At 48.4% G+C, this 10,278-nt stretch carries 14 protein-coding genes; all 14 read left to right on the top strand.

Translation table 11 applies throughout. The annotated features are described in order from the left end of the window. Window positions 1–391 (top strand): prepilin peptidase (locus tag VN379_RS14975; RefSeq protein ID WP_325535234.1); only part of this gene is annotated, 391 nt, incomplete at its 5' end. A gap of 31 nt (window positions 392–422) precedes the next feature. Further along, complete coding sequence (locus VN379_RS14970; protein ID WP_325535232.1) at window positions 423–875, top strand: prepilin-type N-terminal cleavage/methylation domain-containing protein; 453 nt, start codon at window positions 423–425, stop codon at window positions 873–875. Beyond that, complete coding sequence (locus VN379_RS14965) at window positions 872–1,321, top strand: hypothetical protein (protein ID WP_325535230.1); 450 nt, start codon at window positions 872–874, stop codon at window positions 1,319–1,321. The genes VN379_RS14970 and VN379_RS14965 overlap by 4 nt, the downstream gene beginning before the upstream one ends. Before the next feature lie 10 nt (window positions 1,322–1,331). Then, window positions 1,332–1,886 (top strand): PilW family protein, encoded by a 555-nt coding sequence (locus tag VN379_RS14960; protein ID WP_325535228.1) that lies wholly within the window; start codon window positions 1,332–1,334, stop codon window positions 1,884–1,886. 15 nt (window positions 1,887–1,901) lie between these two features. Continuing rightward, window positions 1,902–2,315, top strand: coding sequence for a hypothetical protein (locus VN379_RS14955; protein ID WP_325535226.1), 414 nt, complete (start codon window positions 1,902–1,904; stop codon window positions 2,313–2,315). Between the two features lie 16 nt (window positions 2,316–2,331). Next, window positions 2,332–2,604 carry a late competence development ComFB family protein gene (locus VN379_RS14950; protein WP_325535224.1) on the top strand — a complete coding sequence of 91 codons (273 nt, stop codon included), beginning with the start codon at window positions 2,332–2,334 and terminating at the stop codon, window positions 2,602–2,604. Continuing rightward, entirely contained in the window at window positions 2,558–3,694 is a 1,137-nt protein-coding gene (pilM, locus tag VN379_RS14945; RefSeq protein ID WP_325535222.1) for a type IV pilus assembly protein PilM, read from the top strand. Before VN379_RS14950 ends, pilM begins: the two co-directional genes overlap by 47 nt. Continuing rightward, window positions 3,681–4,229, top strand: coding sequence for a PilN domain-containing protein (locus VN379_RS14940; RefSeq protein WP_325535220.1), 549 nt, complete (start codon window positions 3,681–3,683; stop codon window positions 4,227–4,229). Before pilM ends, VN379_RS14940 begins: the two co-directional genes overlap by 14 nt. Before the next feature lie 2 nt (window positions 4,230–4,231). Beyond that, window positions 4,232–4,828, top strand: a complete 597-nt coding sequence (locus VN379_RS14935; RefSeq protein WP_325535218.1) for a type 4a pilus biogenesis protein PilO — start codon at window positions 4,232–4,234, stop codon at window positions 4,826–4,828. A gap of 29 nt (window positions 4,829–4,857) precedes the next feature. Then, window positions 4,858–6,012, top strand: coding sequence for a chorismate synthase (gene aroC / locus VN379_RS14930; protein WP_325535216.1), 1,155 nt, complete (start codon window positions 4,858–4,860; stop codon window positions 6,010–6,012). A 12-nt stretch (window positions 6,013–6,024) separates the two neighbouring features. Continuing rightward, window positions 6,025–6,564 carry a hypothetical protein gene (locus VN379_RS14925; RefSeq protein ID WP_325535214.1) on the top strand — a complete coding sequence of 180 codons (540 nt, stop codon included), beginning with the start codon at window positions 6,025–6,027 and terminating at the stop codon, window positions 6,562–6,564. Between the two features lies 1 nt (window position 6,565). Beyond that, window positions 6,566–7,954 (top strand): type II and III secretion system protein, encoded by a 1,389-nt coding sequence (locus tag VN379_RS14920; RefSeq protein WP_325535212.1) that lies wholly within the window; start codon window positions 6,566–6,568, stop codon window positions 7,952–7,954. 28 nt (window positions 7,955–7,982) lie between these two features. Beyond that, the gene (locus VN379_RS14915; protein WP_325535210.1) at window positions 7,983–8,516 is read left to right on the top strand and encodes a shikimate kinase; all 534 of its coding nucleotides are present in this window, start codon (window positions 7,983–7,985) and stop codon (window positions 8,514–8,516) included. Then, on the top strand, window positions 8,497–9,588 hold the full coding sequence (gene aroB / locus VN379_RS14910) for a 3-dehydroquinate synthase (protein ID WP_325535208.1): 1,092 nt from the start codon (window positions 8,497–8,499) through the stop codon (window positions 9,586–9,588). Before VN379_RS14915 ends, aroB begins: the two co-directional genes overlap by 20 nt. The last annotated feature ends 690 nt before the right edge of the window (window positions 9,589–10,278 follow it).

Genomic DNA, 10,278 nt, shown 5'->3' with positions numbered 1-10,278 from the left:
ACTTATTTTAGATAAAGTATTAATTTGGTTTGCGGGTGTGGGATTTTCGATAAATCACTTATTTAGCAATATTAGTATTGCGGATATGATAGTTTCTTGTTTAATGGGTGGATCAATTTTCCTCCTCATAGCCATAAGTACAAAAGGTGGCATGGGCGGCGGTGACATCAAATTCGCCGCAGCACTAGGTTTATGGTTGGGGCTAAAACTAACATTGCTAACCTTATTTCTATCCTTCGTTATCGGCGGCATTGGCAGTTTACTATTACTCGCCTTTAAAATAAAAGGCCGCAAAGACTTTATCCCTTTTGGTCCGTTTATTGCTATTGCCGCATTTATTAGTATGTTGTACGGCAATGAAATCATCGCATGGTATTTAATTCTATTGTAGAGTAACATGCATTGCTGTTTCGAGGTGGATCATGCAACAGGGCTTTACGCTGGTAGAACTCTTAATTACCATTGCAATTGTGGGGATTGTTGCCAGTATGGCATTACCGCAGATTGCCAACACTGTTGCCACCCAGGAACTGAATGTTTTTGCTAATAATCTTGCCGCCGATATCCGGGCGATCCAGCAGATGGCTATTAATACTAACGGCGTGCAGACAATATATACAATCTATTTTTTCAATGGCAGTACACCACAATACAATCTCCATGACGGGAAAAGATCCTTCAAGATCGTTTATCTGCCGGCCAGTGTTGAGATGACCGGTGATCCGCAATTAATCCGCTATGCGATAACCGGGTCGCCGTCATCTGGGTCCCAGACCATTGAATTCCGCAGTAAACGGACAGGCAAGTATCGATATGTCATTGTGGCATCAATCACTGGGCGCGTGCGGGTCAGTAATACTGGTGGCTCCGAATGAAGCGAGTGCTTAGGGAGGCGGTTGCGTTGCGGACGGAATGGAAGGGTGAGCAAGGCTATTTGCTGATGGAGGCAGTTGTGGCGATCTTTATCGTCAGCACCGCCCTTGTTGCAATTGCCGGTATGTTTCCCCAGTCGCTCCAGACTATTGCTGCTGCTGATCACTATACTGCCGCCACTGTAATGGCCCAGGAACAGATGGAAATGCTTAAAAGTCATGATGACCTGTTTTGGGGAAAAATTACGTTTCCTTATCAAACTGGTCCTGTCGTCATCCCCGGTACTGAATTTTATCAAACCGCAAAGGCGGAAATTAGTCCCCTTGACCCCGAGTACCCTGTCAAACAGCGTGTTATTAAATTAACTGTTTGTGTCGAGCGAACAGGCGGTGAACAGGTCACCCTGGTCTCGTATACCTTGCGGGAGTTACCTCAGTTTCTGAAATGACGGAGGGGTTATGAAACGCTATTGGACTGGCCAGCAAGGCTTGACGCTGGTCGAGCTTGTCGCCGGCTTAACAATCTTTCTTATCTTGCTGTCCGCTATTGTGCCACTGTTGTCAACCTCGATCCAAGCCTGGCAGACCGGTCGTTCTCAGGCCGAAATTCAGCAAACAGCCCGCCTGGCAATGGAACGGCTAGGCCATAGTGTACGGTATGCGAAAACTGTTACTGTTGCGGATCATGGCGGTAGTTTACTGGTTGTGGACGGTGATGGCAGCAGCCTTAAATTCAGCGTCAGTCCTGACACGCAGGCATTGTGCCTGGCTAGTGGTAACGGTACGCCCCAGCCTTTTGCCGGTGATGGTTATAACAAAGCACCAGGCCAGGTTGTTGTTATCGCTAACCCGGGTAATCAGCAACGGTTTGCTGTTCAGGATGTTTCCCTGCAGGATAAAAACGGACAAGCCTTGTATGAAATAAAACAGGTGAGAATTGTGATAACCGTTCAGGATAAAATGACAGGGTTCCAATATACCCTGCAGTCTTTAGTTGTGGCTCAAAACTCGTAACAAGAGGGTGCCCCGATGTTTCACCTACAAACACGGGTAGCCAACCAGTCCGGGTCGAGCGTCTTATTCGCGTTAACAGCGATGCTATTGCTGGGCTTGTTGGGGTGTGGTTTAATTATGCTAGGTTCAATTGAGCTTAGTATGGCAACAAACTATCGTGACGGCATAGCTGCTTTATATCTGGCAGAGGCAGGAGCAAAACGGGCTCTTGTCGAACTACACTACAATCCTGGCTGGAAACCCAGCAATCCCTATTATGAGGGCAGTGGCAGCTATTCACTTAAGATTACCGACGGTTCACCAGTTACGATTGAAGCAATCGGTACTGTGCATAGGTCTGTGCGTAAGGTTGTACTTAAAGTGACGATTATATCAGAGGCTGGATCACCTGTATCAAGCATTACAATTAACTCCTGGAATTATCATTAGTGGGGAGGCTGTATCGATGCAAGTAAGAAATTTTATGGAGGATCTGGTGTGGCAGCGCCTTGAAGAAGTGATGGCCCGCCATCCGAAAGCCTGCAATTGTGAGAAGTGCCGCTATGATATTGTTGCCCTGGCGCTGAACTTTTTGCCGCCGCGTTATGTAGTCACAGATCAGGGAGAGACGTATACCCGGATTAAAGGCCTTGAACAGCAATTCAATATTGACATTATTACTGCAATATCGCATGCGATTCAGATCGTCTGCCAACGCCCGCACCATGATGAAGGCTAGATTTATTCAGCTGACTGCCAGTATAAAGCAATGGCTTACATATAGTCCGGCCAGCACGATTGGGATTGATATCGGCTCCGGGGTGGTGAAAATTGCGGAAATCGGCTGGCACAACAATCTGCCCACACTTACTGCCGCCGGTTTGGCTGCCCTGCCGGAAGACCTGGTACGGGACGGTATTATTCTGGATAAACAGGTAATGGCTGAAACCTTGCAGCGGTTGATGGCAACTGCCGGGGTGACCGGTAAGCATGCCGTTATCTCCGTGAGCGGCCATGCGGTATTTATCCGTGAGCTTATCTTTCCGGTAATGACTGATGAGGAGCTGCGGCAAGCTATCAGGTGGGATCTGGATAAATATATCCCGGCAGATGCCGAGAATTACTATTTTGATTTCGCTGTTGTTGGTGCCGGGAAGCAGACACATGAGCTTAGGGTTCTGCTTGTGGCCGCACCACAGTCGATGATCGATGCTGTGACTGCTATCTGTAAAGAGGTGGGGCTTAAGCCTATGGCCATTGATATTGAGCCACTGGCAATATCGCGGACGTTTACCTGTGCGGCTAATTCAATGGTTGTTGATATTGGCCAAAAGCTGTGCCAGCTCACCATTTTCCAGGAGAACTGTCCGGTGGTGGCCCGGCTGATCCCACTGGGGGGAGCCCGTTATACCGATGTTATTAAGAACTCGCTGGAGTTGGATTATAGTGAGGCCGAGCTGCTTAAACAACGCCAGCAGGGCCTGTTGCAGGCCGCAAGCGGTAATGCTCCGGAGGTATCTTCTGTTCACAGACAGCTGACGCTGATTGTTGAGGAACTGAGCCGGGAGATCCGCCGGACAGCTGACTATTATCAAGCCCAGAACCGTGAGGCTGTCATTGACGGGGTTATTTTGACCGGAGGCGGAGCCCAGTTGGATAATCTGGCCGGTAATATTGCTGCTCAGTTGGGTGGTATTGAGGTCAAGCTTCATAACCCACTGGGCGAAATTGGTATTACGAAATCGTTTGATGCCGAATGGCTGCATAATATCGCCCCCCAGCTGACCGTGGCGATTGGCCTGGCTTTGCGTGGGGGTGAGGGTTATTAATACCAGTATTAAGATCAACCTGCTGCCACCGGACGAGCGTCAGGAGCGCTGGCCAATAAACCGGCTGTTTGCTGCTGCCGCGTTGTTGGCAGTTATGTTCTTTTTCGTATTTGCCGGGTATAATGCCTATATAATTGCTAAGCTGGAGGGCGATATTGCAACTGCGCAGCAGCAACTGCAATTATTGCGGCCAACCCAGGATAAGATGGTGTCAACCAGTTCGCAACAACAGGTAATTAATGCCAAAACCACCCTGTTAACTAAACTGACGACAGAGCGCAAGCCCTGGTATGCGCTTGTTGCCAGATTGGCGGTCATTGTGCCGCCTCAGATCTGGTTGGAGGAGCTGGGGACTGGTGAAAAAAACACTTTTAAGCTAAAAGGTAACGCACTCACCTATCCTGATCTGGCTAACTTTATGCAATTGCTGGAGCAGGATGTCTTGTTTACCGAGCCTGTCCTGATCAGAGCCGAGCAGGATAGCCAGTTAGTTGTGACCAAGTTTGAAATGACTGTAAAGATCAAGGGGTTGTAGCAATGAATATCTCTTGGGCCAAATTATCAACAAAGCATAAAAGTCTGGTATTTGCCGGGGGATTATTGCTTGCTTGCTTGCTGTACTATTCCTGGATTATTAAAGAGCAAAATGAACAGATTGCTGAACTTACAGCCCGGCTGCAGGCCGAGAATCAGAAGTTAGCCGTTGTTCAGGGGTTTGCCTATAATCATCCTGACCCGGCTGCCTTTCTTGCCGAACTTGGAAAAAAGTCGCTTCAGGCTGAGACTATGTTGCCCAATCAACCCGAGCTCGGAGGGTTATTGGCTCAGGTTGAACAAGCAACTAAGGCTTGTGGGCTGCAGCTTGTTGAGATAAAACCGGCAGCACCGGTAGCTAAGGTCGGTTATCGTGAGATTCCGGTTGAGATTAGTATAAAAGGCTCTTTTGCTCAAACTGCCGATTTATTAAAAAAACTTGAAGATATTCCCCGCTTTAATTCCCTTACTCATGTAATCATGAACTCCCGTCAGGGGTTATTAGACAGCAAGCTTGTGCTCATTGTTTACAGCTACGGGGTGCCGGCAGGCACTGCCGGTGATAAGCAGGCCCCACCAGGGCAAACTGACAAGAAATAGCTGATGCAGCTGAAATGAGGTAGATTTATATGCTTAGATTCATTACCGCCGGCGAATCCCACGGCCCTGCACTGACTACCGTAATCGAAGGCTTACCGGCTGGGGTTCCAATAGATATTGAGCTAATCAACCGTGATCTGTCCCGCCGGCAAAAAGGCTTTGGCCGCGGCGGCCGCATGCTTATTGAACAGGATAAGGTCGAAATTACCTCAGGTGTACGCTTCGGACAGACGCTGGGAAGCCCGGTGACCCTGGTCATTCATAACCGCGACTGGGCAAACTGGCAAGACCGGATGGCGCCTGCAGGTCCACCCTGCGGTCAGACGGTTTCTGCGCCACGGCCGGGACACGCTGATCTGACCGGGGTACTTAAGTACGACCGTCAGGATGTACGTGACATTCTGGAGCGGGCCAGTGCCCGTGAGACTGCGGCCAGGGTTGCTGTCGGCGCCTTGGTGAAACAATTGCTGGCTGCTGCCGGTATTCAGATAATTGCTCATGTTACTAATATCGGGGGCGTTAATGCCCCGGCTGTTCACCGTGAGTTCAAAGAGTTACAGGCCGGTGTGCTGGCATCAGAGCTGGGTTGTCTTGACACAAACGCGGAAGCGGCAATGAAAGCAGCCATTCTGGCGGCCAAGAATGATGGTGATTCCCTGGGCGGGATCTTTGAGGTGCTGGCTTTAGGTGTGTTGCCTGGTCTTGGCAGCCATGTCCAGTGGGACCGGCGTCTTGATACCAAGCTGGCGGCTGCACTAATGTCGATACAAGCCATTAAAGGGGTTGAGATTGGGGTTGGCTTTGCCTATGCCAACCTACCTGGCAGTAAAGCCCATGATGAGATCTATTATGATGTTGCGCGCGGCTATTACCGCCAAACCAATAATGCCGGGGGAATTGAAGGTGGCATGAGTAATGGTGAACCCATCGTGCTGCGGGCGGTTATGAAGCCAATACCCACCCTAATGACCCCGTTAGCCTCGGTGGATATTGCGTCTAAGGCTCCTATCCAGGCCAATACCGAGCGCAGTGATGTCTGTGCGGTGACCGCCGCTGCTGTTGTGGGCGAGGCCATGGCTGCTATTGTGTTAACAGAGGTTTTGCTGGAGAAGTTCGGCAACGATAACCTTGCCGATCTGTTAAGTGCCATTCGCCATTACCGGCAGCGCCTGAACGGCATATAGGGGGCAGCTGCTATGTCTGCTATGATTGAGAAGCTAAATATATGGTACGAGGGTTTGCCCGTGAGGCAACGCTATCTGGTAATGGCAGGCATCGGAGCTATCTTATTAACCGTGATAACCCTGCTTATTCCCCCGGAGCAACAGCCAGTAACCAGCGTTGTCCCCGGTGCGGTCAAACCCAAACCGGCAGAAGCTCAGCCGGCCATGCCTGGCGGCTATACTGCTCATCAAACTATGCGGGATCCTTTTGCACCACCCCCGGGGTTTGGCAAACCGGAAAAGCCAATAGTTGCCCCTCAGGCCGGAAATCAACCAATATCAGCTAAGCAGGTTTCTGCTCCGGGGCCTGCAGTCATCCCGGCAGCCCTGCCGCAGCTTATGGGGGTAGTCTCAGGTGGTGACAGGCAGATAGCCATTATAAATTATAATAATATAAGCAGGTCCTACTATCCCGGACAAGACATCGGACCTTATCAATTGATTAAAGTTGATGCAAATTCAGTAATAGTCCAAGGACCTGGCGGGCGACAGGCCTTAGCACTGGGAAGGTGATATGATGCGATCAATAGCAACCCGAATACTGGTGGCCCTGTTATTGGCTTTGACTGTTTCTGCCACTGCCCTGGCTGCTAAACCGCTTGTTAATATGAACATCGTTGATGGTGAAGTCCGGGACGTGCTTACCGCGCTGGCCGGTATCGGGCAGATGAATATGGTTGTTGATGATTCAGTGGGTGGTACGATAACTATTCAGTTAAAGGATATTCCTTATGACAACGCCCTCAATCTGGTCTGTAAAACCAAGGGGCTTACCTACCATGAGGTCGACGATGTGCTTGTCGTTGGGGTGGCCGATCAAATCGGCCGGGGTTTTGGTGCTGTACATATATTCAAGCTTAAATTTATTAACCCTGATTCAGTTAAAGATACGATATTATCCATCTTATTTGGTGAGAAAAAAGGTGAACGGAAAGTAGAAGAAAGCTCTGGGAGCAAGAGCGTAAGCTCGTTAAAGAGCAAAGGGAGTAGTGGCAGCAGTACCTCTGCCACAGGGTCAAAATCCAGTGAGAAATCAACAGAGCTGGATCGGCTGACAATTGATTATGCCACAAATTCGCTTATTCTGTATGGAACCTCAGTAGAGTCGGCAAAAATCCAGGCACTCCTGGATGAGCTTGATATACCGTATCAGCAGGTATCTCTGGAAGCTGAAGTGGTAGCTGTCAATAAAGATAAGAGCAAGGATTTGGGGATTGAGTGGTCCTGGGAAGCGACACCCCAGTATGCCGAGTATGAAGCTGCAGAAACTGAGGTAGTTTATGATGCTGATAAAAACCCAGTAGGCACTCATATTACAGAAGCTGCCAAGGTTACCCGGAAGAATAATACCGGTGTTATCCAGTTTGGGCGCAACCCAGAAGGATATCCCTATGAATTTTATTACCAGGCCAAGATTAATGCCCTGGTAAGCAATGGCAATGCCAAGGTATTGGCTAAACCTAAAGTCACGACAATTAATGGCAAGCAGGCCCAGATCCTGATTGGGGATCGGATTCCTGTGCTTGTTGAAAAAATTGAGAATGGCGAAACCAAAACAACGACAGAATATGTTGACGCCGGCATCAAACTGGTATATACTCCACGTATTAACACTGATGGGTTGATTACGGTAGAGGTTCTTACTGAGGTCAGCAGTCCAACATTAGTAGCAGAAATGAAAGCTTATAAAATAACTACCCGTCAGGCTGAGACCACAGTGCGGCTAAAGGACGGCGAGACCATGGTGATTGGTGGATTGATTGGATCTACAAACAGCGAAGTGAGAAAAGCTGTGCCGTATTTAAGTGATTTGCCGATTCTGGGTGCGCTTTTTAAAAACCTTAGTAAATCTAAGACTGAAACCGAGGTCGTGATCTTCCTGACACCGCGTATTGTTAAGTAGCAGCTTCTAACTCATTTCCGGAGGAATAATGAAGAACATAGTTTTAATAGGGTTTATGGGGACCGGCAAGACAAGCACAGGGCGTTTGTTGGCAGGCCGGTTGAACCGTACCTTTATTGATATTGATAAAAAAATTGAAACACAAACAGGCCTTGCCATCAGTGAGATTTTCCAACTGTATGGTGAAAATCACTTCCGGCAGCTTGAACGGGACGTGATTTTCCGGGTATCCCGCTATCATAATACGGTTATTGCCACCGGCGGCGGGGTTGTGCTTAAACAGGAAAATATGATCAGGCTAAAAAGCACCGGAATAATTATTGCTTTAACGGCCTCACTGGAAACAATCCTGGAACGCACCTCCCGGCGTGGTGTCCGGCCATTACTCGACTGTGAGGACCGGGCCGAACGGGTGGCGAAGCTGTTTAGTGACAGGGCTAACCTTTATATGAAGGCTGATTATACGATTGATACTACCTGTCTGCCGCCTCATCATGTGGCAGAAAAGATTATTGGGCTTTTGCGCGAAGGGAGGCATCTGCGTGGGCGAAGTAAGAGTTAGCTTAGCAGACCATAGTTATACCATTTATATTCAGGCCGCAGGTCTGAAGCAGGTTGGCCGGTTGATGCAGGAGATGCCTTTTAGTAAAAAAGCGCTTATCGTAACCGATGCTAATGTTAGTCCGCTATACGCGGGTATTTTAGCTGACAGTGTGGCTACAGCCGGTTTTATACCCCATATCCTGGTGGTTGAGCCAGGTGAAGGCTCTAAGTCGCTGGCTACGGCTGATAAGGTTTTTACCAAAGCAATAAGCATCGGGCTGGACCGCAGGTCGCCGATTATCGCTTTAGGCGGCGGTGTAATCGGCGATTTGGCCGGGTTTGTTGCAGCTACCTATCTGCGCGGTGTGCCATTTATTCAGGTGCCGACAACCCTGTTGGCCCAGGTAGACTCAAGTGTTGGCGGTAAAACCGCAGTTAATCACCCGCTGGGAAAAAATCTGATCGGCGCTTTTTACCAGCCCCAGTTGGTGATGATTGACCCGCTGGTATTAGATACATTGCCTGAACGCGAATTAAAGGCAGGTCTGGCGGAGGTAATCAAATACGGGGTTATTGCTGATGCCGGTTTTTTCGATTATCTTACCCGGCATGCTGATATGATCCTAAAGCGGAACCCGGGCGTTTTGGCCGAGGTAATCAGCCGCTGTTGTCAACTCAAGGCGGCGGTTGTTGCTCAGGATGAACGGGAAACCTCGGTGCGCATGATACTGAATTTTGGTCATACTATTGCCCATGCGGTAGAGGGGGTAGGCGGCTACTCCGAGTATAACCATGGTGAGGCTGTTGCTATTGGCATGTATGGTGCGGCGCTGCTTAGCAGCAGTCTGGGTTTATGCAGTACAGCGGCAAGCACGGCAGTGCAGCAATTACTTGCTGCTATGGGCTTACCATTGACTGCGCCCGGTTACGGGATAAATGAGCTGCTCGGATATCTGGCCCGCGATAAAAAGGTTGTAGATAGTAAGGTCAACTGGGTGCTAATGCAAGACATTGGCCGGGTGACTATTACACAGGATGTGAGCGAAGAACAGATTAGAGTGGTGATGTCACAGTTGACTAGAACTAATTAATTATCGCAAAGAAAGAAGAGTAGTTCTAAAAAAGGCTGTGTGAAAAGTAACTTAACCCGCTAACCCGATGGAGTCTTAGCGATTTCCCATGCTCGAATGAAAGAAACTTGGTAAAATAGAGGTAAGAAAATATCAAGCAAAGCAAGTTACATGTCACGAAAAACGAAAAAATTCATGGCAAAGTAATATTTAAATACTATATCCAGAATCAACTCATGCTGCCTACTGACTTGGAGAGCCTGATATCATTGATCTAACGAAACTCAAAACCCCGTTTCTTTGCAAAATAACCAGGCGTAGATGCTGAGTTTAGTCTTCATTCGGTAATGATGGACTAAGCTCAGCATCTACGCCTAACAGCTTAAAATTTTTCCAGTGGCCGTATCGAAAAAGCAGTTCGGGAAATATGATTACACGTGGCTTTGTAGTGGTTGCGCCTCACTTCAAGACTATCATATCTTCACGTTGTGAGCGCATGAAAGACGTTTCCGTATTTAGAGAAGTAGTGGAGTTATTGGTTGATTAAAACTAGAAATACCCAAAAGACCGTGCTGAAACTCTTACGTTTCAACCGGCTTTTTTTTGTGGGATACGCAGGATAAAATAAGATTTGCTCAGCCTAAACTTTAATCTAAACAATTTATTTCTCACGGTCATTCCTTGTTTGCACGCTCAATACAGGTATGGAAT

The organism is Sporomusa sp., from assembly GCF_035561255.1.
GTDB lineage: Bacteria > Bacillota > Negativicutes > Sporomusales > Sporomusaceae > Sporomusa.
The sequence above is the reverse complement of the archived record's forward strand: the minus strand, read 5'-3'. Positions and strand labels throughout refer to the sequence as shown.

What these genes read in the sequence shown, in the direction of transcription:
- VN379_RS14970 (WP_325535232.1), top strand. Translation starts at nt 423, where the DNA reads ATGCAACAGGGCTTTACGCTGGTAGAACTCTTAATTACCATTGCAATT.
- VN379_RS14965 (WP_325535230.1), top strand. Translation starts at nt 872, where the DNA reads ATGAAGCGAGTGCTTAGGGAGGCGGTTGCGTTGCGGACGGAATGGAAG.
- VN379_RS14960 (WP_325535228.1), top strand. Translation starts at nt 1,332, where the DNA reads ATGAAACGCTATTGGACTGGCCAGCAAGGCTTGACGCTGGTCGAGCTT.
- VN379_RS14955 (WP_325535226.1), top strand. Translation starts at nt 1,902, where the DNA reads ATGTTTCACCTACAAACACGGGTAGCCAACCAGTCCGGGTCGAGCGTC.
- VN379_RS14950 (WP_325535224.1), top strand. Translation starts at nt 2,332, where the DNA reads ATGCAAGTAAGAAATTTTATGGAGGATCTGGTGTGGCAGCGCCTTGAA.
- pilM (WP_325535222.1), top strand. Translation starts at nt 2,558, where the DNA reads ATGCGATTCAGATCGTCTGCCAACGCCCGCACCATGATGAAGGCTAGA.
- VN379_RS14935 (WP_325535218.1), top strand. Translation starts at nt 4,232, where the DNA reads ATGAATATCTCTTGGGCCAAATTATCAACAAAGCATAAAAGTCTGGTA.
- aroC (WP_325535216.1), top strand. Translation starts at nt 4,858, where the DNA reads ATGCTTAGATTCATTACCGCCGGCGAATCCCACGGCCCTGCACTGACT.
- VN379_RS14925 (WP_325535214.1), top strand. Translation starts at nt 6,025, where the DNA reads ATGTCTGCTATGATTGAGAAGCTAAATATATGGTACGAGGGTTTGCCC.
- VN379_RS14920 (WP_325535212.1), top strand. Translation starts at nt 6,566, where the DNA reads ATGATGCGATCAATAGCAACCCGAATACTGGTGGCCCTGTTATTGGCT.
- VN379_RS14915 (WP_325535210.1), top strand. Translation starts at nt 7,983, where the DNA reads ATGAAGAACATAGTTTTAATAGGGTTTATGGGGACCGGCAAGACAAGC.